This window comes from Corynebacterium sp. HMSC068G04 (assembly GCF_001814885.1).
GTDB lineage: Bacteria > Actinomycetota > Actinomycetes > Mycobacteriales > Mycobacteriaceae > Corynebacterium > Corynebacterium hiratae.
On sequence record NZ_KV818351.1, the window covers coordinates 52362 to 75216 of the forward strand.

At 60.9% G+C, this 22855-nt stretch carries 22 protein-coding genes; 3 read left to right on the plus strand and 19 right to left on the minus strand.

Annotation, left to right across the window (positions count from 1 at the left end; genetic code table 11):
• Positions 1–61: 61 nt before the first annotated feature.
• Genes HMPREF2993_RS12215 through HMPREF2993_RS12250 form a run of 8 tightly spaced genes read right to left on the minus strand, consistent with a single transcriptional unit; the run spans position 62 to position 9024 of the window.
• Positions 62–1027 carry a helix-turn-helix transcriptional regulator gene (locus HMPREF2993_RS12215; RefSeq protein ID WP_070517792.1) on the minus strand — a complete coding sequence of 322 codons (966 nt, stop codon included), beginning with the start codon at positions 1025–1027 and terminating at the stop codon, positions 62–64.
• Positions 1020–2036 (minus strand): helix-turn-helix transcriptional regulator, encoded by a 1017-nt coding sequence (locus HMPREF2993_RS12220; RefSeq protein WP_049157706.1) that lies wholly within the window; start codon positions 2034–2036, stop codon positions 1020–1022. The genes HMPREF2993_RS12215 and HMPREF2993_RS12220 overlap by 8 nt, the downstream gene beginning before the upstream one ends.
• A 31-nt stretch (positions 2037–2067) precedes the next feature.
• Complete coding sequence (gene pafA / locus HMPREF2993_RS12225) at positions 2068–3450, minus strand: Pup--protein ligase (protein ID WP_049157703.1); 1383 nt, start codon at positions 3448–3450, stop codon at positions 2068–2070.
• Between the two features lie 47 nt (positions 3451–3497).
• Entirely contained in the window at positions 3498–3689 is a 192-nt protein-coding gene (locus HMPREF2993_RS12230) for a ubiquitin-like protein Pup (protein ID WP_010186632.1), read from the minus strand.
• Between the two features lie 36 nt (positions 3690–3725).
• Positions 3726–5270 (minus strand): depupylase/deamidase Dop, encoded by a 1545-nt coding sequence (dop, locus tag HMPREF2993_RS12235; protein WP_070702598.1) that lies wholly within the window; start codon positions 5268–5270, stop codon positions 3726–3728.
• A gap of 2 nt (positions 5271–5272) precedes the next feature.
• Positions 5273–6841, minus strand: coding sequence for a proteasome ATPase (gene arc / locus HMPREF2993_RS12240; RefSeq protein ID WP_070511868.1), 1569 nt, complete (start codon positions 6839–6841; stop codon positions 5273–5275).
• A gap of 46 nt (positions 6842–6887) precedes the next feature.
• Positions 6888–7724 (minus strand): tRNA (adenine-N1)-methyltransferase, encoded by an 837-nt coding sequence (locus HMPREF2993_RS12245; protein ID WP_070702599.1) that lies wholly within the window; start codon positions 7722–7724, stop codon positions 6888–6890.
• A gap of 37 nt (positions 7725–7761) precedes the next feature.
• Positions 7762–9024, minus strand: coding sequence for a M18 family aminopeptidase (locus HMPREF2993_RS12250; protein ID WP_070702601.1), 1263 nt, complete (start codon positions 9022–9024; stop codon positions 7762–7764).
• Between the two features lie 75 nt (positions 9025–9099).
• Between HMPREF2993_RS12250 and HMPREF2993_RS12255 the strand changes: the two genes are divergently transcribed.
• Positions 9100–9903 (plus strand): RecB family exonuclease, encoded by an 804-nt coding sequence (locus tag HMPREF2993_RS12255; protein ID WP_046649148.1) that lies wholly within the window; start codon positions 9100–9102, stop codon positions 9901–9903.
• Positions 9904–9930: 27 nt separating this feature from the next.
• Here HMPREF2993_RS12255 and HMPREF2993_RS12260 read toward each other — a convergent pair whose 3' ends face one another.
• The 9 genes from HMPREF2993_RS12260 to HMPREF2993_RS12300 all read right to left on the minus strand — a co-directional run bounded on the left by HMPREF2993_RS12260 (position 9931) and on the right by HMPREF2993_RS12300 (position 19461).
• Positions 9931–11598 carry a formate--tetrahydrofolate ligase gene (locus HMPREF2993_RS12260; protein ID WP_070702604.1) on the minus strand — a complete coding sequence of 556 codons (1668 nt, stop codon included), beginning with the start codon at positions 11596–11598 and terminating at the stop codon, positions 9931–9933.
• Between the two features lie 62 nt (positions 11599–11660).
• Positions 11661–12968, minus strand: coding sequence for an anaerobic C4-dicarboxylate transporter (locus HMPREF2993_RS12265; RefSeq protein ID WP_070702606.1), 1308 nt, complete (start codon positions 12966–12968; stop codon positions 11661–11663).
• 304 nt (positions 12969–13272) lie between these two features.
• Positions 13273–14805: an aspartate ammonia-lyase gene (gene aspA, locus HMPREF2993_RS12270; RefSeq protein ID WP_070702608.1), complete on the minus strand. Its 1533-nt coding sequence runs from the start codon at positions 14803–14805 to the stop codon at positions 13273–13275.
• A gap of 91 nt (positions 14806–14896) precedes the next feature.
• Positions 14897–15742, minus strand: a complete 846-nt coding sequence (gene hisG / locus HMPREF2993_RS12275) for an ATP phosphoribosyltransferase (RefSeq protein ID WP_046649145.1) — start codon at positions 15740–15742, stop codon at positions 14897–14899.
• Positions 15743–15815: 73 nt separating this feature from the next.
• Complete coding sequence (locus HMPREF2993_RS12280; RefSeq protein WP_046649144.1) at positions 15816–16079, minus strand: phosphoribosyl-ATP diphosphatase; 264 nt, start codon at positions 16077–16079, stop codon at positions 15816–15818.
• A 104-nt stretch (positions 16080–16183) separates the two neighbouring features.
• Positions 16184–16909 carry an HAD family hydrolase gene (locus tag HMPREF2993_RS12285; RefSeq protein ID WP_046649143.1) on the minus strand — a complete coding sequence of 242 codons (726 nt, stop codon included), beginning with the start codon at positions 16907–16909 and terminating at the stop codon, positions 16184–16186.
• Positions 16910–17293, minus strand: coding sequence for a hypothetical protein (locus tag HMPREF2993_RS12290; protein ID WP_046649142.1), 384 nt, complete (start codon positions 17291–17293; stop codon positions 16910–16912). It abuts the gene before it with no gap.
• A 24-nt stretch (positions 17294–17317) separates the two neighbouring features.
• Positions 17318–18562, minus strand: a complete 1245-nt coding sequence (gene mshC / locus HMPREF2993_RS12295) for a cysteine--1-D-myo-inosityl 2-amino-2-deoxy-alpha-D-glucopyranoside ligase (protein WP_070702610.1) — start codon at positions 18560–18562, stop codon at positions 17318–17320.
• 47 nt (positions 18563–18609) lie between these two features.
• Positions 18610–19461 (minus strand): undecaprenyl-diphosphate phosphatase, encoded by an 852-nt coding sequence (locus HMPREF2993_RS12300; RefSeq protein WP_180963872.1) that lies wholly within the window; start codon positions 19459–19461, stop codon positions 18610–18612.
• 75 nt (positions 19462–19536) lie between these two features.
• Here HMPREF2993_RS12300 and HMPREF2993_RS12305 point away from each other — a divergent pair, with 75 nt between their 5' ends.
• Together HMPREF2993_RS12305 and HMPREF2993_RS12310 are read left to right on the plus strand one after the other, a co-directional pair.
• A complete protein-coding gene (locus HMPREF2993_RS12305; RefSeq protein ID WP_046649139.1) occupies positions 19537–20568 on the plus strand; it encodes a hypothetical protein in 1032 nt (343 codons plus the stop codon).
• Between the two features lie 50 nt (positions 20569–20618).
• The gene (locus HMPREF2993_RS12310) at positions 20619–21731 is read left to right on the plus strand and encodes a quinone-dependent dihydroorotate dehydrogenase (RefSeq protein WP_070547423.1); all 1113 of its coding nucleotides are present in this window, start codon (positions 20619–20621) and stop codon (positions 21729–21731) included.
• A gap of 15 nt (positions 21732–21746) precedes the next feature.
• Here HMPREF2993_RS12310 and HMPREF2993_RS12315 read toward each other — a convergent pair whose 3' ends face one another.
• Together HMPREF2993_RS12315 and HMPREF2993_RS12320 are read right to left on the minus strand one after the other, a co-directional pair.
• Positions 21747–22142, minus strand: a complete 396-nt coding sequence (locus tag HMPREF2993_RS12315; RefSeq protein ID WP_046649137.1) for a hypothetical protein — start codon at positions 22140–22142, stop codon at positions 21747–21749.
• A gap of 23 nt (positions 22143–22165) precedes the next feature.
• Positions 22166–22729, minus strand: a complete 564-nt coding sequence (locus HMPREF2993_RS12320; protein WP_070702612.1) for a YbhB/YbcL family Raf kinase inhibitor-like protein — start codon at positions 22727–22729, stop codon at positions 22166–22168.
• Positions 22730–22855: the final 126 nt, after the last annotated feature.

Sequence of the window (22855 nt, forward strand, 5' to 3'; positions counted from 1 at the left end):
GTCGATGAAGCGTGTTTGTTCACACAGCGCGACGCTGAGCGACGTGCACGCGGGAGAGCTCTTAGTCTGGCAGTTGAGTATAACGCTCCAGTGCTCGTTTTCTATGCTCCGAAATGGCGTCAACGAGCTTCTGCGGCCCCACAACCCGCATGCGATCAGCTTGGCCGAGCGCGAAACGGCTAAACCACGCCTCCGAGCCGACCGGCATCGTTGCAGCTATGAGGCCATTTTCTAGGGTCTCGCCAAGGGTGATGTCGTAGTGTTCCGCTAGCCAGGTGAATTCTTGGTGAATCTCCAGCTCGGCGGTGAGAGTGTGATCTAGACCAAACGGGGAGTCCGGGTCGAAATCCAGCTCCCGCACATGTGGTGTCGCGGAAGCGTCGAGCACTTCGACATCACTCATCCGGTCAAGGCGGAACGTGCGGTGCTCCCCCACCGACTCGTCCCAGGCCACCAAATAGGGTTCGCCGTCCACGATAAAGATGCGGGCCGGATGCACGGTACGCTCACTCGTCCGGTTGGAGGACATACTCCAGTAGGTAAAACGCACTTGCCGGCGCTTGTCGACGGCCCCCGCCAACGCCGCTTGCACCTCGGACTCTTCGGGATCGGTCGTGGCCAGGGAGTCATAGATGGCGGCTGTCTTTTCATCCATGATCTCGCGCAGCTTCGCGGCGGCAGAGTGGACCGCGGAGACGTCGACAAGCCCCGGCATTGCCTCAAGGGACTCGAGCGTCAGCAACAATGCGCCGGCCTCAGTTGGGGTCAGGCGCAATGCCTGGGTCAGGCCCTGGTCGTTGTAGATCTCGATGCCATCGCGGTAGCTAAAGCTTAAGTCGATAAGGTCCTCGGTATTGCGGCCCACACCGGAGCAGAAGAGACGGTCGATAGCATCCTTAAGCTCAGCAGGGGTCATCCCTAAATCCTCGGCAGCCTCCATCGGAGTCAGCCCCGGGTGGTTACGCAGGTAAGGGATGAGGTTGAGGGAGCGAACAAGGGACTGCAGCTTGCGGGGTTGATCAACCATGGCGGGCCTCCTCGCCAGACGCTGATGATGGGTCATCACCGACACTTAGGAGTGCGATGATGTCGGCACGAACCTCGGGTGGCTCGATAACCACGACATCTGGTGCATAGCCAGCAGCGGTGCGCACCAACCAATCGTGGTGTACGTTGGTGAGTTCTAGAAGTCCATCCTCGCGCCTGCGTCCGGCGTCGACAAGCTCGGCGGCCTGCCCCTCGGGAACCTCGAGGACTGCATTTACCGTTTCGCCCCGCTCCAGCGCCTCTACAACGAGATCCTGCAGTGGTGCAGTGGGCTCGAGGTGCGTGGCCGCAGCGCGCGAGCGCCTGACGTTGTCCACGCGGGTAGCGCGAAAAGTTCGGGGAGCCTCGCGGTCCACATCCCAACCGACGAGATAAACACGATCCCGGTGGTTGACCAGCCCCCAGGGATCCATATGGCGGCGAACCGCCTCGGCAGAGGGCGTGGCGTAGTAATCGAAGGAAATGCGCAGCCCAGCACGCACTGCGGTGATGACTCCAGTGACGAGCTCTGGGCTCAACCTGGTCATGTCGTTGACTGCGGTGTACACCGGCGCTCCGCTCAAGTCGCGGGAGGCGCCTGAGGCTGCGATCTTGGTCCACGCGGAGAGACTGAAATCGCTTAAGCCTCCCGGAGTGCCGATGCCGCCGGCTACGCCGAGAACCATGGCCTCCTCCGGCGTGAAATCGACGGGAGGTAGCTGGTAGTTTTCGGGATCGAGCCGGTACAGCGAACCTTCCGCGCCGCTGCTGTGTACTACTGGCACACCGGCGCGCTGCAGGGTCACGATGTCGCGGGAAAGCTGCTTGTGAAAGGCTTCATCGCTGCGTGACTGGTAGCCCTCGACGTGGCTGCGGATCCACGCCGCGCTGCGGTCCGGAACCCCGCCTTGGTGCGCTGCCCCATGCAGGGCAAAGGTGAGGTTGGTGAGCCTTTCGATAGCGCGGTCTCTGACCGGCGTCCGGGCTGCAGTGCGATCTACTGAAGGCATAGTGGCAGGTTCCTTGATCAGCTCTACGGCTCTACGAGCCTGGGTGCGAACGCATGTAGTCTAACAACCCATCTAGGCGCGGGTCCTCGGACACAAAGGGGTCGGAGAACTCCTCGGTCATCGGTTCAGGCCGGTTGACCTTCATCCGCGTCCAATCCACCGTTACCGCGGCATCGAGCTCGCGGGCAACAGCGAGAAACTCCCCGCGCAGCTTGGCACGGGTGGTCTGCGGGGCGGTGTCGACTGCGGCGTTGATTGCAGCATCGTCGATCCAGCGTTTCACCATGCCGCGCTGCTCCAATACGCTGTAGAGGCCGCGACCTGGACGGATGTCATGGTAGGTCAGGTCAATCTGTGCCAGCTTGGGGTGCGACCAATCCCCGCCCAGGCGCTCGCGGTAGCGGTTCAGCAGGCTGCGCTTGATGACCCAATCGATCTCGCGGTCAACGCCGGAGAAATCCTGAGTGTCAATGGCCTGGAGGGTGCGCTTCCACAAGTCCACGACCCGGGCCAACTCAACCGTCGGTGTACCTGCGTCCTCGCGGTGATCCAGCCAGCGCTCGGCAGCGGTACAGAGCTCCTGCTGCACGGCGAGCGCGGTGGTGCTGCCGCCTCCCTCAAGCGGAAGCTCGGTGCGGCCGGTGGGGTCGAGCGCGATGGCCCTAATGTGTTTAATTGGCTCGAGTACCGAGAATGCCGGCACCTCAAAACCGGCTTCCAGCATCTCCAGCATGAGCAGCGTGGAGCCAACTTTGAGGGCCATCGTGGGTTCGGCCATGTTGGAGTCGCCAACGATAACGTGCATGCGGCGGAAACGCTTGGAATCACCATGCGGTTCGTCGCGAGTATTGATGATGGGGCGCGAGCGAGTCGTCGCAGAGGACACACCTTCCCACACCTGGTCGGCACGTTGGGAGAGCACGAAACGCGCGGGTTCCTCTCCCTTGGCAGGTCTAACCATCCCTGCGCCACAGATGAGCTGGCGGGTGATCATGAACGGCAGCAGAGCTTTGCCGAGGTCCTTGAGCACCACGTGGCGGCCGATGAGGTAGTTCTCGTGGCAGCCGTAGGAATTGCCGGCCGAGTCCACATTGTTCTTGAACAAGTAGACAGCGCGCTTCTCCCCCTCCGCCGCCAGTGTTTCCTCCGCCTGCACGGCCATGCGATTGACCACAGCATCGCCGGCGCGCTCATAGGCAATGAGCTGGGTTAAGCTATCGCACTCCGCGGTAGCGATCTCCGGGTGGGAACCCACGTCGAGGTAGAGGCGGGAGGCGTTGGGACTAAAGATATTGGAGGAAGAGTACTTCGACACGATGGGCCGAAAAAGCACGCGGGCGATCTCATCCGGGGACATCACCCGCTGTCCATCGCTTGCGCTCGCTGTAATGCCGTACTCGGTTTCGATGCCCATAATCCGCCGTGCATAAACGGGGGCGCTATCGGAGGGCTGCTCCACCTTTATTCGCCGCCCTTTTGGACGTAGGAGCGCACGAACTCCTCGGCGTTGGACTCCAAAAGGCCGTCAATCTCATCGAGGAGGTCATCGGTACCCGCGCTGTTGATGCTGACTTGTCCGGCGTCGAACTCCGGAGTGTCGCCTCCTTGACCGTTGCCGCCACCGGCGTTGATCTGAGACTGCTGTCCGCTCATTCTTAAGAGCTCCTTTCGCGAGTGGAAAATGCTGCGCTAATACAGTGTAGGGTACTCGATTCGCACCCCGAGCTGGCGCAACCTATTAACGAAGTCGGCGGCGCTGTCCGCAGATTCCAGCAGAGCGCCCACCTCGTCCTGCCCGAGTCTTTTTGTGTCGTCGAGTGCCACGCAGGCAGTACCAGAGTTGGCTCCCTCGGCCTCACCGATGCGGAAGGTCAGCGACTGCCAGGACGCCGCCAAGACATCCTCCCCGAACTTTCGGGTGGCGTGGCCGCGCAGGTAGGCGCGGGTATCCGCGGGCGGCGTTTCCGCTGCAGCAGCAATCTCTTCCTCGCTGACCAAGGTACGCATCTGCCCCTTGCGCACGAGCGCATGGTAGAGGGACTTTGCCGGATCGATGTCGGTGTACTGCAGATCGATCAGCGCCAGCTTCGGATCATCGGCCGCCACGCCGCGGTCCAGGTAGCCCTTAATCAAGCGGTATTTTGCTACCCAATCCAGCAGGTGGGCGGCCTTGAGCGGGTTGTCGGCCAGAAGCTCGACAACCTCGTCCCAGACGGTGAGTACCTTTTCATCCGCTTCGGAGGCGGCGGTAACCCTTTCCCGGTAGATGGCCAAGATGTCGAGGGCGGTGAGGCGGCGGCCGTCGTGAAGCTTAAGCTGATGGGTCAAGGTAAGGTCGCGGCTCACCCGCTGCACCTCCTCCACCGGTTCCATAAGGCGCATGTCACTAAAGTCCACGCCGCTCTCGATGGCATCGAGTACTAGCGAGGTCATGCCTAGCTTGAGCAGCGTCGAGGTGTGGGACATCGTGGCGTCACCGATGATGACGTGCAGGCGGCCGAAGTCCTCGGCCACCGCGTGTGGCTCGTCGCGGGTGTTAATGATGCCGCGGTTGAGGGTGGTTTCTAGGGAGATTTCCTGCTCGATGTAGTCCGCGCGCTGCGAAATCTGGAAACCTGGCTCCTCTCCATCGACGCCCACACCCATGCGGCCGGCACCGGTGACCACTTGGCGGGCAACGAAGAAAGGAATCAGCCCCTGGGCAATATCATCGAAGTCGGTGTTCCGAGAGTACTGGTAATTCTCGTGGCTGCCATAGGAAGCCCCCTTGCCGTCCACATTGTTCTTGTAAAACTTCAGCGGCGGGCAGGGATCGTGTGTGGCCAACACGGACGTGCCCTGCGCGGTCAGCGATGCTACGGCCTCCCCTGCACGGCGCAGGATGAGGTCACCGGCGGCGTCGTAAAGCATCGCATCCCAGGCATTCGTGCACTCCGGTGAGGAGTATTCGGGGTGGGCGTGGTCGACGTAGAAACGCGCGCCATTGGCGGTCACCACGTTGGCCACACCCAGCGCGTTCGGGTCCACCACCGGCACGGTGTGGTAGCGCTTGAGATCGAAGCCGCGGCTATCGCGCAGCGGGTGCTCCTCCCGAAAATCCCAGCGGGAGCGCGCGCCGGTATGCAGGGCGGCATAAGCCACAACAGCATGGGTGGAGGTCACGATCGGTGACAGCGCCGGGTTGGACGGCGTGGAGATTCCATACTCAGTTTCGGTTCCTAGAACACGGCTCATGGCTACACTCCCATCAATTCGACCTGGGTGACATACGCGCCAGCAGAGGTACCTGCGACGATCTTTGCCCACTCTTCCGGGTTGGCGGAGGTGGGGACGTATTCCGATTCAGCCTGTTCCGCGGCTATAGCCTCGTGGAGGTGCGCTGCGGTTATGCCGGTGGACTTCGCCCCATCGGTGGCAGTGGCTGCGTCCAACGCTTCCTTGATCGCCAGCTTCTTGGCACGGGAGACGATGTTGGCGATCATTGCGCCGGACACGAAGTCCCGGTAGTGCAGCACACGCGGATCCGCGTTAGCGAAGTGGAGTTTGACGAACGGCCGCTCGGCGTAGAGATCGTCGACCGCGGTATCGATGAGCTGGGAAAGGTCGCCTTCGTGCGGGACTGATTCTGGAAAGTGGCGCGCAAAGATTTCCCGCGCGCCCTGCTTGGTCGGGCGGTTGACGCGAATCTTGATATCGAGGCGCCCCGGGCGCATGATGGCGGGGTCGATGAGTTCCTCGCGGTTGGTGGCGCCGATGACGATGACGTTGCTGAGCTTCTCCACACCGTCCAGCTCCGTCAGCAGCTGCGGGACGACGGTGGTCTCCATATCGGAGGACACGCCGGAGCCACGCGTGCGGAAGATGGATTCCATCTCATCGAAAAAGATGATGACCGGGCGCTGGCTGCCATCCTCGGTGGGCTCGGAAGCAAGCTCGCGGGCGCGTTCGAAGATGAGGCGGATGCGGCGCTCAGTCTCGCCTACGAATTTGTTGAGCAGTTCTGGGCCCTTCACATTGAGGAAGTAGCTGGGGGCACTAGCTGCCAGTGATGCGGACAGCGAATGCGCCACCGCCTTGGCGATGAGCGTCTTTCCGCAGCCTGGCGGGCCGTAGAGCAGCACGCCCTTAGGCGGCTGGAGGTCATACTGGCGGTAGAGCTCTGGGTGGAGGAAAGGCAGCTCGACGGAATCGCGGATAAGGGAGATCTGCTCGTCCAAACCGCCGATGTCCTCGTAGGAGACGTCAGGAACCTCCTCCAGCGTGAGCTGCGCTACCTCAGTCTTGTGCACGCGTTCGGTGGCTACACCTGATTTGGGCTCGACCAAGAGGGTATCGCCGGCGCGCACGGTATCCCGCAACGCTGCGGCGAGGAGAATAACCTGCTCTTCACCAGAGGAATTAATGACCACGGCGCGGTCGGTGCCGAGACGCTCTTGTAGCGTGGCCAGCGCGCCGGTATTTACAGGGGCGCAGGCCTCCACGATAACGAAGCCCTCGCCCAAGCGCACCTGCTGCCCTACTTTCAGGGAGCCGGGCTCGAGGTTCGGCGAAATCTTGACCCGCATGGCTCGACCGTTGGTATAAACCTCAGCGTCGCGGCGCGAATCGTGCGCACGCCCGGAATAGCCCAGAAAGACACCGTATGTGGAGGCGGGCTCCGCAAGGGCGTCAACCTCCGCGAGCATCTGCTGAAGCTTCGTGCGAGCATCCTTCAACAGGGCAGCAAGCTTGGCATTGCGTTCAGCGAGCTGCTCTATCTGGCGACGCTGCTGGCCAAGTTCCTGGGAATGAGTGGCATCGTTCATAGATCCCACCCTAGCGCGCAGCAACCCACGATTAGTGTGAAAGGGTTTACTTTCGGGCGCGGCGCTGCGGGCGGGGTGGAGTGACGCCGTCGGCAAGCCGGCGCGTCCAGATCAGAAACGCGGTGTGCGCGTTCATGCGATGCTCCGGGCGGGTGGCCAAACCTTCCACCTTCCATTCACGCACGAGGGACTCCCAGGCCCGCGGCTCCGTAAAGCACTTGAGCTCGCGGATGCCCTCCATGACCTTCATCAGCTGCGGCACGGTGGCCACGTAGGTCATGAAAACGCCGCCCGGGATGAGGATGTCGCGTACCTTCTCAAGGTGCTCCCAGGGCTCGAGCATGTCCAGGATGACGCGGTCCACCGGGCCACCCAGATCCTCGACGGTGACATCGGCCAAGTCCCCCAGACGCGGGCTCCACCATTCGGGCTGCTTACCGAAGTATTCGGTGACGTTGTCCACGGCGTATTCCAGGTGATCATCGCGCACCTCATAGGAGAAAACGTGGCCTTCCGGCCCCACGGCGCGCAACAGCGTCATCGAGAGAGCGCCGGAACCGGCGCCGGCCTCGAGCACGCGTGCGCCCATGAAGATATCGCCTTCGACCAGAATCTGCGCGGAGTCTTTGGGATAAATCACCGCGGCACCCCGTGGCATCGACAGGACATGGTCCACCATGAGGTGGCGAAACAAGAGGAAGGAGCTGCCCAGAGTCGAATCGATGACGGAGCCTTCATCCATGCCGACGACATCATCGTGGTTGATGATGCCCTTGTGCGAATGGAACCGGCCTCCCTCCTCGAGGACGATGGTGTAGTGACGCCGCTTGGCATCGGTGAGCTGCACGCGGTCGCCGTAGCGGAAGGGGCCAGAATAAGCCATGGCGTGGGAACCTTTCACATAGTTTGGGTGGCTAGGATTAACCCACCAAGTATGCCTCAAGGGCGTTACCAAGCCATAGTTGGTCGCGCTCGCCTACCAGCTCGCGGATCGAGTGCATCGAGAGCATCGGCACTCCCACATCAACGGTAGGGATGCCCAGACGGGTGGCAGAAATCGGCCCGATGGTGGAGCCACACGGGACATCGTTATTTCCCACGAAGCGCTGGACCGGAACGCCCGCACGGCGGCAGGCAGATTCCCACAGGGCCACAGTGTTGGCGTCGGAAGCGTAGCGCTGGTTGCCGTTGATCTTGGTCACCGGCCCCTGGCCGATGATCGGGTGGTGGGTGGGATCGTGCTTTTCCGCGTAGTTCGGGTGCACGGAGTGGGCGGCATCGGCCGACACACAGCTGGAGCGCGCGAACATTTGGAAGCGCTGCTCCTCATTGGCGCCGAGCGCCCGCGCGGTGCGGGTAAGGATATCCCCCAGAATCGGCCCACCAGCGCCATAGCGCGAAGAGGAGCCAACTTCTTCATGGTCGAAGGCCGCCATGACGAGGATGTCCTTGTGCTCAATCGAGTCGGCGTTGCGGGCAGCGGCGAGAAGGGCACGCAGGGAGGCGTGGACGGAAGAGAGGTTGTCCATGCGTCCAGCAGCGATGAGCTTTTCGCCGGCGCCAAAGACTTCACCGCGCTGGGCATCGGCGGTAATGAGGTTGAAGGAAGCAATGTCTTCCGGAGCAACGCCAAGCTGCTTGCCGACGACCCCCATCACCGACGTCTCCGGAGTGCCTACGGAGAGCACCGGCTGCATGTGGCGCTGGCGATCCGGCTTGAACTCATCCTTGCGGTAGAGGTGGATCGCCAAGGAAGGCAGGCGCAGGAGAGGCCCGGTATTGACCAAGTGGCGGCTACCATCCTTCGTGATGACCTGGCCGCCCACGGTGAGCTCGCGGTCGAACCAGCTGTGGAGAAGCACACCGCCATAGACTTCCACGGCCACCTGCTGCCAACCGGCGGAGTCGAAATCTGGGGTGGGCTTGAGAGCAAGACCGGGCGAATCAGTATGGGAGCCGATAATCCGGAAGCCGGAGTCCGGGCTCGCGCCCTCGGGGACAAACCATGCCATGACCGCACCACCCCGGACCATGACGTGGCCGCCCGGTTCGGCTGACCACTCGGCGGACTCATCCTGGCGGCTAAAACCCGCCTCAACGAGTCTGCGCGCTACCTCCTCAGCCGCGTGGTAGGAGGACGGGCTGGCGGCGATGAAATCGAGAAAATCTTGCGTAGTGCTCATGCTTCCAGCTTGCCACGGACTGCCGGGTGATGCCGGAAGGACTGTGTGTGCCTATGCGCTAGGCTGAGAAACATTATGCCGAAACGACTAGCCCTCTCCCCTTCCCGCGCCTCCGATTACAAGCAGTGCCCGCTGCTCTATCGCTTCCGGGCCATCGACAAGCTCCCCGAGCCCAAGACGAAGGCACAGGTCAAGGGAACGCTGGTCCACGCCGTCCTGGAAAAGATGCACCAGCTACCACGCGAGGAGCGGGAGTACCCGGTGGCGGTGAAGATGATTAAGCCCGAATGGGCAGTGATGATTGAATCCGATCCCGAGCTACGCGAATTAGTCCCAGAACAGGAAGAACTCGACTTCTTCGTCGAAGCACGTGAGCTCATCAAGGGCTACTTCCAGATGGAAAACCCGCAAGGTTTCGACGCCCACGAGTGCGAAATGTACGTCGACACCGTGCTGCCCAACGGCGTGCCGGTGCGCGGGTTTATCGACCGCGTCGACGTCGCCCCCACCGGCGAGGTGCGTGTGGTCGACTATAAGACCGGAAAGAAGCCGCTCCCCCGTTATTCCCAGGACGCGCAGTTCCAAATGAATTTCTACGCGCTGGTGTACTGGCGGCTACTCGGCACCATCCCTACGCAGCTGCGGCTGATGTACCTCAAGGTTCTGGACTCTATGTTCCTCACGCCGGGACCGGAGGAACTGGAGTATTTCGAGCGCGACCTAGGCGAGCTCTGGGCCAGAATCGAAGGCGATGGCAAGGCCGGAGACTTTAGGCCGAAGACTTCAAAGCTGTGCGGTTGGTGCTCGTTCCAAGACCTCTGCCCGGCTTTTGGTGGAACGCCACCCGAGTATCCCGGGTGGCCCGACCAGACCGCGTAGATTGCGCTGCGTAGACCGCACGGAGGCTTAGAACAAGCCGGAGATCGATCCGTCAGCGGCAACGTCGATGTTGTTCGCCGCGGGCTTCTTCGGCAGGCCCGGCATGGTCATGACGTCACCGGTTAGGGCAACGATGAAACCAGCGCCGGTGCGCGGCTGCAGCTCGCGGACGTGGAGGACGTGGCCTTCCGGAGCGCCGAGCTGGCTGGGATCATCGGAGAAGGAGTACTGGGTCTTAGAGATAACGACGGGGAACTTCTCCCAGCCGTTGTCCTTGATGTACTTGAGATCCTTGAGCGCCTTGGAGGAATACTCGACGCGTTCTGCGCGGTAAATTTCCGTGGCGATGGTCTCGATGGATGCCTCGATACCATCGGCGGGATCGTAAAGCTGGTGAGAGGAGCCTTCGGAGAGGCTGTCCAAAAGGCGCTCAGCTAGCGCTGTGGCGCCGGCGCCTCCCTTGGCCCACACCTCTGCTTCCTCGAGCGCGACGTCAAAGTCTGCCGCCCACTGGCGCATGAACTCGCGCTCGGCATCGGTATCGCTGCCGAAGAGGTTGAGGGCCACCACTGGGGTCAGACCAAACTTGCGGAGGTTCTCCACGTGGCGCTCGAGGTTGACCACGCCCTTCTTCAACGCTTCCAGGTTTTCCGTAGTCAGTTCCTCACGTGGCTGGCCACCGTTGTACTTCTGGGAACGGATAGTCGCCACGACGACGGCGCCGGCGACATCGAGGTTACCGAAGCGGGACTTGACGTCGAGGAATTTTTCACCGCCGAGATCCGCGCCGAACCCTGCCTCCGTAAGAACGATATCGCCGAAGCGCATCGCGGTTTGGGTAGCGAGGAGCGTGTTGCAGCCGTGAGCGATGTTGGCAAATGGTCCGCCGTGGACGAAGGCCGGGGTTCCGCCGAGAGTTTGCACCAAGTTGGGGTTGAGTGCATCGCGCATCAGTGCCGTCAGCGCGCCTTCTGCCCCCAACTCGCGCGCAGTGACCGGCTTCTGGTCATAGGTGTAGCCCACGGTGATGTCGCCAAGGCGCTTCTTCAGGTCTGCCAAGTCAGTGGCGAGTCCCAGGATGGCCATGATTTCGGATGCCGCGGTAATGGTGAAACCGGTCTCCCCCGGTACACCGTGGGCCGGGCCGCCAAGACCGGTGACGACATTGCGCAGCGCGCGGTCGTTGACGTCGATACAGCGCTGCCAGGTGATGCGACGCGGATCGATGTTGAGAGCGTTGCCTTGGTGGATGTGGTTATCGATGATGGCGGCCAAGGTATTGGTCGCCGCAGAGATGGCGTGGAAGTCACCCGTGAAGTGGAGGTTGATGTCCTCCATGGGAACAACCTGGGAGTAGCCGCCTCCAGCGGCGCCTCCCTTAATGCCCATGACGGGGCCCTGGGAGGGCTCGCGCAGTGCCACGATAGCCTTCTTCCCCAGCTGGGTGAGGGCATCGGTCAAACCGATAAGGACAGTGGATTTGCCCTCACCTGCTGGAGTCGGCGAGACACCAGTAACGAGGACGAGTTTGCCGTTGGCGGGTGTATCCCCAACTTGGGTGATATCTACTTTGGCTTTGTTCTGCCCATAAGGGATAAGGGCGGGCGCTGGGATACCGGCGCGGGCGGCAATATCAGTGATGGGTTCGAGCTGGTGGGCTTGAGCGATCTCAACATCAGAAGGTTGCGTAGTCATGCCCACCAGCTTAGCGCGCTAAAGAAGTGTCTTGAGCAAAATCAAATAATTTTTTGATAATGCTAGAGAACGACTGCGCCGATGGCGTAGCACAGGAGGACCGACAAGACGATGCTCACAGTGCCAGGAATGATGAACGGGTGGTTGAAGACAGCCTTTCCGATGCGGGTCGAGCCAGTGTCATCCATTTCAACGGCCGCCAACAGGGTCGGGTACGTCGGCAGAATGAACAGAGCGGATACCGCGGGGAAGGCAGCGACTGCAGTCAGCGGGTTGACGCCAAGGGCCAGGGCCGCAGGCATGAGAGCCTTGGTGGTAGCTGCCTGGGAGTACAACAGCGCCGCAGCAAAGAAGAGCACGATGGCCAGCAACCATGGGGCGGACTCGATGATGGACCCGGAGATAGCCTGGATGTCCTCCATGTAGTGGTTAATCAGCGTGGTGCCCAACCAGGCCACACCAAGCACACAGATACAGGCAGACATGCCAGACTTGAACACTGGGGTGTTGAGAACATCGCCAGCGGAGATCTTGGTGATCATGACGATGAGGGTTGCAGCGGTAAGCATCACCGTCATGATGGCTTCGTTACGGGGCAGAGTCGGCTCTTCAATGAGTCCTACCTGGGAGGAGGTCAGGGTGGCCCACAGCATAACGATGACGATGGCAACCAGGAAGATGATCACGGAGGTCTTGGCGCCCTGCACCGGGCTGTAGTTGTGGGAGCCCTGTGGCACCTTCACCAGGCCTTGGGCCTTGCGCTCTTGGTAAACGGGATCATCTTCAAGCTCAGCACCTGCTCGGTTGGCTATCCAGGCGGCAGGGAAAATGGAGAGGAACGTCGTAGGAATGAGCACGGCGAGGATCTGCAAATAGCCCACGCCCATGGGCTCCAACAGGGAGGCCAGCAAGACTACGGCCGCAGAGATGGGTGAGGCGCAGATGGCCATCTGCGAGGCAACAACCGCGATGGACAACGGGCGTGAGGGGCGGACCTTGCCTTCCTTGGCGACCTCGACGATAACCGGGAGCGTGGAAAAAGCGGTGTGTCCAGTGCCTGCCAGAACGGTCATCAGCCACGTGACGACCGGGGCATAGAACGTGATCTTCTTCGGGTTTTTACGAAGGAATCTCTCTGCCAGGTAGACCAGATAGTCCATGCCGCCAGCGCGCTGCATGGCAGCGATGGCCGCGATAACGGTCATGATGATGCCGATGACATCGAAGGGGATATCTTCGCGGGTGACGGGGACGCCGGTGAGGCCTAAAAGTAGAACGCCCAAGCCGCCGGCCATACCAATGCCGATTGAACCGATTCGGGCACCGAGATAGATCGCCGCAAGGACGATGAGGATGTGCACTACAACCATTGTGTAACTCCAATATGTGCAGTTGAACTGCAGTATGGGTGGTAATTCGCGCGGCGGTCAGAACACGACCATGGCGCGAGAACTGACAGTTTTTATTCTTCCCTATTGGTGTGGCTTTAGCGAGTATTCAGGCCCGATTGTGTCCGTTTCCACAAAAGTGCGCACCGACGGCTCGGTCTCGAGAGAGGGCGTGATACCTGGTGTGGTTGAAAACGGGCACACGCCCGCGCCGCCATCATTGAGGCAGCGCGGGCGTGTGTTGTACAGCATGAGCGATTCGCTCTCGCTAGTGCTGGGCGACGATTTATTCGTCGATGTACAGCTGGCCGCGGAACTCCGGGTGCATGAGGTTTTCCACGGACAGAACCTTGTTGAGGGTTTCCTCGTCGAGCAGGCCCTTCTCCAGAACCAGTTCCTTGACTCCCTTGCCGGTCTTCAGGGACTCCTTGGCAATGAGGTCACCGTTGTGGTGGCCGATGAACGGGTTCAGGTAGGTGACGATACCGATGGAGTTCTCCACATAAGCACGGCAGACGTCAGCGTTGGCGGTGATGCCCACGACGCACTTCTCACGCAGGGTGTCGACGGCGTTGCCCATGATGCGGATGGACTGGAACAGTGCCTCACCGATCACCGGCTCCATGACGTTGAGCTGCAGCTGGCCTGCCTCAGCGGCCATGGTGACGACGTGGTCGTTGCCGAAGATCTTGAAGCAGACCTGGTTGACAACCTCCGGAATAACCGGGTTGACCTTACCCGGCATGATGGAGGAACCAGCCTGACGCGGCGGCAGGTTGATTTCGGCCAGGCCAGCGCGGGGGCCAGACGACAGCAGGCGCAGGTCATTACAGATCTTGGCCAGCTTCATTGCTGCACGCTTGATGGTGGAGTGCAGCAGTACGTAAGCGCCACAGTCAGAGGTTGCCTCAATGAGATCGCGGGCGGTCTTAATCTCCAGACCAGTGACCTCGGACAATGCGGCGGTGACCTGGTGGCGGTAGCCGGCCGGGGTATTCACGCCGGTACCGATAGCGGTTGCGCCGAGGTTGATCTCCAGCAGACGCTTCTGGGCGTCACGCAGGATGGCCTGCTCTTCCGCAAGGTTGTGCGCGAAGGCCTTGAATTCATCACCAAGGGTCATCGGAACGGCATCCTGCAGCTGGGTGCGGCCCATCTTTAGGATGTCAACGAACTCGTTGCCCTTGGCGTGGAATGCTGCCTGCAGGGTATCGATGCGCTCGATGAGGTCTTCCATGGCGTAGTAGATGCCCAAGCGGAAGCCGGTGGGGTATGCGTCATTGGTGGACTGGGACATGTTGACATCATCGTTCGGGTTGATGACGTCGTAGGAACCCTTTTCCTCACCGAGGTGCTCGAGCGCCAGGTTGGCCACAACCTCGTTGGTGTTCATGTTGAGCGAGGTGCCAGCGCCACCCTGGAAGACATCCAGCGGGAACTGGTCCATGCAGCGGCCCTCTTCCAGGATCTGGTCACAAGCCCAGATGATTGCCTCTGCCTTTTTCTTAGGAAGGACGTGCAGACGGCGGTTAGCCATCGCGGTGGCCTTCTTGACCTGCACCATACCGCGGATGAAATCCGGGATGGTGTTGATGGTCACGTAGGAAATCTGGAAGTTCTCGATAGCGCGCAGCGTATGAACACCGTAGTACGCATCGCTCGGAACCTCTACGGAGCCGAGAAGATCAGTCTCAGTACGCGTCTTTTTGCTGGACGGGGACTTCGGAGCCTTGTTGGTGGCTTTTTCCTCGACCTGGGACTTCACGTCCTTGGTCTCCTTGGCCTCCGGCTGAGCATCCTTCTTAGTTGTCTTTGCCATCGGGGCTGACTCCTTGCATAAAAATCGAAGAACGATGATGGTCAGCCCCCATCGTAGCTAGGAGCGCGAATAAAATGCTTGGATTCTCCCCCTAAAAGCGGGCAATTCGCAGATCTGAAGCCAAGATTGCCTCGGCGCCGAGCCCTTCCAGCGCGTCCATCACCTGATTAGCCTGCTTGCGGGGCACCATGACGCGCACGGCCACCCACCCTTCGCGTGCCAATGGAGAGATGGTGGGACCAGTTAAGCCGGGGGTCACAGCTTCGACGTCCGGGAGCTTCTCTTCCGCCACGTTGTAATCGAGCATGACATAGTGGCGGGCGTTGAGGATTCCGCGAATGCGGCTGAGCACAACGTTCTCTTCGGCCGTGACTTCTTCGCCCTCGCGCTTGATCACGACGGCCTCGGAAGAAACGATGGGCTCGCCAAAGGGCTTAAGCCCTTGCTGACGCAGGGTAGTTCCCGTTGAGACAACATCTGCGATCACGTCTGCGACACCGAGGTGAATCGAAATCTCCACCGCTCCGTCGAGGCGAATGACGTCAGCCTCAATTCCATTCGCGCTGAGGTGATTGCGCACAACGTTGGGGTACGAGGTAGCGATGCGCTTGCCCTGGAGCTTCGGAACATCCCACTGCTCCCCCGCTGGTGCTGCGTAGCGGAACGTTGAGGCGCCAAAACCGAGATCCAAGACTTCGTTAAATTTCGCGCGCGAATCGAGAGCCAAGTCGCGGCCAGTAATCCCGAGATCAAGGACACCCTGCGCGACATAAATGGCGATATCTTTCGGACGCAGGAAAAAGAACTCGACGCCGTTGTCCTCATCCACTACGTTCAACGATTTATTGTGACCACGGCCCTTATATCCTGCTTCCTTGAGGATCTCCAGAGCGGCCTCGGACAGAGAGCCTTTGTTAGGGACGGCGATTTTGATCATGAGTGTGCGGTGCTTTCTACGGTGATTGCGCTGGTTGTTGAAACTGCTGGAAGCCCTCGTACTGGGCGGCCGATTAGAGGTAGGTGTAAATGTCCTCGAGCTTCAGGCCACGCTTGTGGGCCATGACTTGGAGCCAGTACAGCAGCTGCGACATCTCCTCGGCGAGCTCTTCATCGGACTGATACTCTGCGGCAATCCACACTTCGCCAGCCTCTTCGATGATTTTCTTGCCCAGGTGGTGGATCCCTTTGTCAAAAGCTTCCACGGTGCCGGAGCCTTCAGGGCGCTCGGCGATTTTCTGGGACAATTCCTCAAACAGGCTCTCAAAATTCTTCACAATGGCTTATTCTTCCACACTGCTGCATAAAATGCTTCCTCCCTAGCCGAAATCCCGACGGAAGGAGTCAACCGCTCCACCGCCCCGCAGCGAATCCGCGGCGGCTAGAGTGCGCGTAGGCGGTTGTACCAGTCGTGGACGTCGGCGGCTGAAGCACCGTCGAGATGGCGGTGCTGGGTTCCGCGCAACTCGGTGATGACGGTCGCCTCCTCCGGTACCGCAACGTGGTCGCCCTCGGGCAGCGCGATGACGGTGCAGCCAGCGGCGACAGCCGCGCGCATGCCGGCTGCAGAATCTTCAAAGACCAGGCAATCCTGCGGTAAGGCGCCTACCCGGCGGGCAGCTTCGGCATACATGTCCGGAGCGGGTTTGCCCCGCGGGACTTCGTCACCGCAAATCGTGTCCACGAAGTAGTGTCGGCCTAAAGCCGCAATCGCGGAGTCCGCCACGTAACGTTCGGTATTCGTGGTCACCATCATGGGCACACCCAACTCCTTGAGCTCACTAAGCAGCTCCGGAATACCCGGGAATATCTCGAGGTGTTCGACAAAAAGGGACTTGACATAGTCGAACATGAGCCGACGGTACTTTTCGGTATCTCCGGGCTGAAGCACGACGCCCGCCTTATCGGCGCAGATGGCCAAGGTGTCCTCGAACGTGGCGCCTACCGTGGCTAAGCGCTCCGTCGGCGTTAGCCGGCGTCCCAGCGTTTCGGAGAGGTGGAAGGTGGCTTGCTCCCAAAGGGGCTCGGAATTAGTAAGGGTGCCATCCATATCCCAGAAGATCGCTGCGGGACGGGTAGCACCTGCAGCCTGCTCACTATCAGTCAATTAAAAATCCAGTTCCGGTAGCTGTGCCAAGGCATCGTCATCCGCGCCGGTGGCCGCCGAGGCAGAGTGAATAAGCTCCGTGAGCTCCTCCTTTTCCTCCGGCTCCAGCACTGCGTCAGCATTCTTTCGGTTGAAGGCGGCGAGTTTCTCCACGGAGGGGCGCACCGCTGCACTCAACAGCCCACCTTCCGGATCATCGGGCAGCTTATCCAGATCATCGAGGAAGGACTCGAGGATGCTGCGAAGATCCGGAAGCACCGTTGCATCGAACGGTGCCTCCCAGAACTCCTTTTCCTCTTCCTTGAGGTAATCCCCGGTGGCAAAGGACTCTAGGTTAGACATGAACTCATCTACGGTGGGCTGGAATTCGGCGCGAATCGTCATGAGCTAAATCATGCCTGAAGTTGTCTAGAGGCGCACGCCCAGCAGAGAATTAAGTGCAGTGCGCAGCAAGCTGGACGCCTCCTCATCCGGAGCACCATCCTGCAGTGCCTTATCTGCCCATTGATCGATAACCTCAAGGGCACGTGGCGTATCGAGGTCGTCGGCCAAGGCACGACGTACGTGGTGCACGACCTCCTTGACTTCCTCCACGTTGCCTGCCGTGCGGGAAGCCGCGCGCCAGCGCTCCAGCCGCTCCTGCGCGGTGTTCAGGACCGCATCGGACCAGTCGCGGTCGGCTCGATAATGGCCGGCGAAGACACCGAGACGGATGGCCGAAGGGTCGACGCCAGCCTCGACGAGCTTGTGGACGAACACCAGGTTGCCCAATGACTTCGACATCTTGGTGCCGTCCAAGCCGATCATGCCGGTATGCACATAGGACTGGGCCATCCGCTCCACACCCAACGCCGCTTCCGCATGGGCCGCGGAGAATTCGTGGTGCGGGAACTTCAGATCCGATCCGCCGCCCTGGATATCAAAGCTGGACCCGAGCCGGTTGGTCGCGATGGCGGAACACTCGATGTGCCAGCCCGGACGCCCCGGGCCAAACGGAGATTCCCAGGCGGGCTCGCCCTCGCGGTGGGCGCGCCAAATGAGCGCATCCAAAGGATCCCGCTTGCCGGGACGGTCCGGGTCACCGCCGCGCTCGGCAAAGAAGGTCTCCATCTGCTCGCGAGAATAATTCGACTCGTAGCCGAAGTTCTTCGTGGCCTCAATGGAAGCGTAGATGTCCGGGAACTCAGGATCGTCGACAACGTAGGCTGCATCGGCGTCGAGAAGCGCCTGCACCATGACCGTAATCTCGTCGATGGCCTCCATCGCTCCGACGAAGTGCTGAGGCGGAAACACGGAGAGCAGCTCCATGTCCGAGCGGAAAAGATTAATCTGCGAGGTGCCCAGTTCGCGCCAATCCACACCGTCGCGCTCAGCGCGCTCGAAGAGCGGATCATCCACGTCGGTGATGTTCTGGGCGTAATTCACGGTGTAGCCGTTATCCAGCAATTGGCGGCAAATCAGATCAAACGTCAGATAGGTCGCTGCATGGCCCAGGTGAGTGGAATCATAAGGGGTAATGCCACAGACATACATCGTGGCGGTCTCCCCCTTGATGTTGAGCTTCTTTACCTCTTCATCAGCGGAATCATAGAGGTGAAGCGGCGACGGGGCGCCAGGGACGGAATCGATGTGCGGGACAGGCCAAGATTGCATGGGCACCATCCTAACGTGTGGTCCCACCGCCGCGGGCGCATGGCCGGTTAGGGGGCAAGAACCCCGAGGCCCAGCAACAGCATGACGAGAAGCCCGACAGGAATGCGGTAGGCCGCAAACCATTCGAAGGAGTGGCTGCCCACGAACTTCAGCAGCCACGCAATAGACGCATAGCCGACGACGAATGCGATGAGCGTGCCGACGAGCAGCTGGGCGCCGGTGGCAGACTGCCCCACGGTGGGGCCGAAGGCGTCGCCAAGCGAAAACAGCCCCGAAGCCATGACCGCAGGAATGGCCAAGAGGAAGCTAAAGCGCGTCGCCACCTCGCGATCCAAGCCCAAAAAGAGGCCGCCCGAAATCGTTCCTCCCGAGCGCGAGACACCTGGGATAAGTGCCAAGCACTGGCACAGGCCCATGACGATGGCATCGCGCATCGTCAGTTCCTCGAAGCTGCGTTCCTTCTTCCCTACCCTCTCGGCGATGATGAAAACGAAAGAGAAGAGCACAAGCATAGATGCGGTAATCCACAGGTTGCGCAGGTTATCCCTAATCAGGTCCTTGCCCAGCACACCCAGGATGCCGATGGGGATAGAACCGACGATGACCATCCATCCCATGCGATAATCCTGGCCGCGCTGCTCCTTGTGCACGAGGCCTATGAACCAGCCTTTGAGGATCTGCCAAATCATTCCCGCGAAGTACACGATCACTGCCAACTCGGTGCCGAGCTGGATGACCGCAGTGAAGGAGGCACCTGCGTCTTGGCCCCAAAACAGGGTGGACACGATGCGCAGGTGTCCGGAAGAGCTCACGGGCAGGAATTCGGTGAGGCCTTGGACGAGGGAGAGGATGATGACCTGCATCCATGTCATGGCTTCAGTTGTCGCTGTTGTAGTCACCCGCGACAGCCTACTAGCGCGGTCCATGGCTTCCGGTTTCCACCACGCTGACTGCTAGGATGAGGGATCGTGAAAATGCGTCGTGTTCTGCTTTCTTCTGCCCTTCTCACCAGCGCCTGCGCTCTTGCCGCCTGCAATCCCACGGTTGGTGTTGGCGCAGATCCCAATTCCGCGGTCTATGGCAAGGCCGAACCCGCCTCCTCCCCGGCGGCCACCAAGCCGGTGGGCAACGTCGTCCCCTTCGATGCCGTGTCGGATCTCGCCGCAGTCGGTGACGTCCTTGCAGTTCGCACCGATGAGTCACTCGCCGTAGGCACCGCCGATGACTTCTCCGAGGAGAAGGCCACCACAGTATCCGTCGATGCGAAATGTGGCGACCTGACTGCCTCCGACCAGCACTTCCTTCTCGCCTGTGGGGATAAGGTACTGCTCTTTGATCCCCAGAAGCCGGATTCCCCCCAGGAGTTAGCAGTGGATGAGGAGACGCCGGTGACGGTGGCCGCAGAGGCCTCCAGCGGCGAGGTTTTTGTGGGCTCTGGGGAGTCCACGACTATCGGGGTCTACGTGGACGGTGAACGTAGCAGCGATATCACGGTGGAAGCAGGCTCGGATCAGCTCATCTCCGTCCCCAATCCGGATGGCGCCGACGGCATCGTCCGCATCTTCAGGGAGGACTCCACAATTCAGTCGTTGGACTGGGAGAAGGATCGCGCGGGCGGACGCCTTCGCTCGGGCCAGGGCGTGGGACAGATCGCGGGCGGTGAGGGCGCCGTGGTTGTAGCTTCAGACACCGTGGGCAAACGCGTGGCCATTTACACCGCCAGCGACGTCATCCGCCTACACCAGTACGGAAACATCGACGGCACGCCGTGGGGCGTGGCCTGGGACGCAGAGCGTTCCTTGGCTTGGGTGACCACCACTGACAACAATCTGTTGCACGCCTTCACCGTCGCTGCGGGTGTTCCGGAGTCCGTCGGCAGCATGGCCACGGTGGCGGACGCTCAGAACGTTGCCGTGCTTGGCGACGGCACCCTCGTCACCGCCTCAGCTAGCGGTGACGGCCTCCAGTTCATCAGCGATCCGCAACTCGACGAGACACCCCGCTAACTTTCACCATCCCGCCCCTTTTGATTTTCACTTCTTTTTAAGGACACCGCATGCAGTACTCAGCCCTTGACCGTGCCCGCCACGCGGCCTACCAGGCCGCGTTGAAGGGAATGTTCAAACTCAGCCCGGAACGTATCCACGGCATCATCAATGGCGGTCTCGCCGCGCTTCAGGTCGCCTCGCCGCTTAACCGTGCGCTGGGCAAGATCGTACCGGTCACTGATCCGGTCCTAGCGCAAGAGGTCTTTGGCGTGCGCTTCCCGCGCCCGCTGGGGCTGGCCGCAGGTTTTGATAAGAATGCGGCGGCTGCCGACGTCTGGTCCCCCATCGGCTTCGGATACGCCGAGCTCGGCACCATCACCCCGAAGGCGCAGCCGGGCAATCCAGCTCCCCGACTTTTCCGGCTCAAGGCTGACAAGGCCATCTTGAACCGCATGGGCTTTAACAACGAGGGCGCGCTGGTGGCTGCCCGCAACCTACGCAAGCGCCGCTCTAACGATGTCGTGGGCATCAACATCGGTAAGAACAAAGTCACTGAAGCTGAGCATGCGGTGGATGACTACCGCCAATGCGCATCAGTGTTAGGGGATCTGGCCGATTATGTCGTGGTCAACGTCTCCTCCCCTAATACCCCGGGCCTGCGCGACCTGCAGGCGGTGGAATCCCTGCGCCCCATCATGGAGGCCGTGGTGGAATCGACGTCCTCGCCGGTCTTGGTGAAGATTGCACCGGACCTCAGCGATGAAGATATTGATGCCGTAGCTGATATGGCCGTAGAGGTTGGACTAGCAGGCATTGTGGCCACAAATACCACCATCTCACGCGAGGGGTTGGTAACCCCGGCTGAGGAGGTCGCGGCGATGGGAGCCGGCGGCGTGTCCGGCCCTCCGGTGGCTGCGCGCTCGCTCGAGGTCCTGCAGCGCCTCCACTCCCGCGTGGGCGATAAGCTGGTTCTGATCTCGGCTGGTGGTATCTCCACCCCGGAGCAGGCGTGGGAGCGTATCACTGCAGGAGCCTCGCTGCTGCAGGGCTACACCGGCCTGATCTACGGCGGCCCGGATTGGATCCGCGACATCCACCGTGGCATTGCCCAGCAGATTCACGCTCACGGCTTGAGCAACATCTCGGAGGCTGTAGGTTCCGGCCTGGGATGGGCGGACTAGCCCGCCACCGCGGTTCTAGCGCAAGGTGCGACGGATAATGACCGCACACAACCCTGCTGCGACGGCGTACAGGAAGACCACGTACTGGCCCATCGTCGTGAGAACCGTGTTGGGAAGCGCCCGGCTGGCGATGATGAGGACGAGCGCCAGGACCAGGGCGATGATTTGCTCGCGGCTGCCCCGCTGATCGCGGCGTTGGGTGCTGAATGCGCCGACGAGAAGCGCCGCACCCACAATGGCCAGGCGGCGCCATGTCCATTCGAAGGTAGCTCCCCAGCCGTCGGTAAATATGGATACGAGCCCGAATAGCGCGAGCACGGCGGCCAGCAGCATGAAGGCGCCGCCCACGCGCAGGGCGGCGGGGATATCTACTCCGTCAGTGGTGGGGTTGGTCTCCGGATTCTTACTCATTGTGATGAGTGTAATTGGCCCCTTTAGTGGGCTTCGTACCAACCCCAGGTAACCGCACGGCCAAGCGTGTGGAAGAAGAGGTTGAAACCGAGGACCGTCGGGGTGGCGTCTGGATCAATATCCAACGTCTCTACGTCAACGGCGTGTACGGCGAACAAGTAGCGGTGCGGAGCATGCCCGGCTGGCGGCTGGGGTCCGTAGTAGACGCGTTGGCCGCTATCGCCTCGCAGGCTGATGACACCGTCGTGGCCGAGGTCTTCAGCAGAGCCGGCACCAGTAGGTAGCTCGCGGACATCGGCAGGAATGTTGAAGGCCGCCCAGTGCCAGAAACCTGAGCCCGTTGGGGCGTCAGGATCAAAGCAGGTGACGGCGAAGGACTTAGTTCCCTCCGGTACGTCGGACCACGACAGCTGCGGCGACACATTCTCAGGCGCGCGGAAACGCTCCGCGATCTCTGAGCCTTCCTCGATGTCAGAGGACGTCACGGTGAAGCTGGGGACTTCCCCCAACGGTGCGTAAGGGTCCGGGCCCGGGAAACGAGAGTCAGTGGCGTAGTTCACGGTGGTATCTGAAGTGTTGCTAGTCATAGATCCCTTTGTACCGGAAAGCTATATTCAGCGCGCCGATTTAGGGTGCAGACGCCATATACAGGGCTTGCGGGTGCACCGTCCGGAACTCGCAAGAGCTAACGAACAACGTACTTCCACCGGTGT

Excerpts from the sequence above, each read along its gene's own strand:
- pafA (WP_049157703.1), bottom strand. The coding sequence starts at position 3,450 with ATGGGCATCGAAACCGAGTACGGCATTACAGCGAGCGCAAGCGATGGA.
- HMPREF2993_RS12220 (WP_049157706.1), bottom strand. The coding sequence starts at position 2,036 with ATGCCTTCAGTAGATCGCACTGCAGCCCGGACGCCGGTCAGAGACCGC.
- aspA (WP_070702608.1), bottom strand. The coding sequence starts at position 14,805 with ATGGCAAAGACAACTAAGAAGGATGCTCAGCCGGAGGCCAAGGAGACC.
- HMPREF2993_RS12250 (WP_070702601.1), bottom strand. The coding sequence starts at position 9,024 with ATGAGCACTACGCAAGATTTTCTCGATTTCATCGCCGCCAGCCCGTCC.
- HMPREF2993_RS12260 (WP_070702604.1), bottom strand. The coding sequence starts at position 11,598 with ATGACTACGCAACCTTCTGATGTTGAGATCGCTCAAGCCCACCAGCTC.
- arc (WP_070511868.1), bottom strand. The coding sequence starts at position 6,841 with ATGAACGATGCCACTCATTCCCAGGAACTTGGCCAGCAGCGTCGCCAG.
- HMPREF2993_RS12310 (WP_070547423.1), top strand. The coding sequence starts at position 20,619 with ATGCAGTACTCAGCCCTTGACCGTGCCCGCCACGCGGCCTACCAGGCC.
- HMPREF2993_RS12265 (WP_070702606.1), bottom strand. The coding sequence starts at position 12,968 with ATGGTTGTAGTGCACATCCTCATCGTCCTTGCGGCGATCTATCTCGGT.
- mshC (WP_070702610.1), bottom strand. The coding sequence starts at position 18,562 with ATGCAATCTTGGCCTGTCCCGCACATCGATTCCGTCCCTGGCGCCCCG.
- HMPREF2993_RS12290 (WP_046649142.1), bottom strand. The coding sequence starts at position 17,293 with ATGACGATTCGCGCCGAATTCCAGCCCACCGTAGATGAGTTCATGTCT.
- HMPREF2993_RS12245 (WP_070702599.1), bottom strand. The coding sequence starts at position 7,724 with ATGGCTTATTCTGGCCCCTTCCGCTACGGCGACCGCGTGCAGCTCACC.
- HMPREF2993_RS12315 (WP_046649137.1), bottom strand. The coding sequence starts at position 22,142 with ATGAGTAAGAATCCGGAGACCAACCCCACCACTGACGGAGTAGATATC.
- HMPREF2993_RS12215 (WP_070517792.1), bottom strand. The coding sequence starts at position 1,027 with ATGGTTGATCAACCCCGCAAGCTGCAGTCCCTTGTTCGCTCCCTCAAC.
- HMPREF2993_RS12255 (WP_046649148.1), top strand. The coding sequence starts at position 9,100 with ATGCCGAAACGACTAGCCCTCTCCCCTTCCCGCGCCTCCGATTACAAG.
- HMPREF2993_RS12305 (WP_046649139.1), top strand. The coding sequence starts at position 19,537 with ATGCGTCGTGTTCTGCTTTCTTCTGCCCTTCTCACCAGCGCCTGCGCT.
- hisG (WP_046649145.1), bottom strand. The coding sequence starts at position 15,742 with ATGATCAAAATCGCCGTCCCTAACAAAGGCTCTCTGTCCGAGGCCGCT.
- HMPREF2993_RS12320 (WP_070702612.1), bottom strand. The coding sequence starts at position 22,729 with ATGACTAGCAACACTTCAGATACCACCGTGAACTACGCCACTGACTCT.
- HMPREF2993_RS12230 (WP_010186632.1), bottom strand. The coding sequence starts at position 3,689 with ATGAGCGGACAGCAGTCTCAGATCAACGCCGGTGGCGGCAACGGTCAA.
- dop (WP_070702598.1), bottom strand. The coding sequence starts at position 5,270 with ATGAGCCGTGTTCTAGGAACCGAAACTGAGTATGGAATCTCCACGCCG.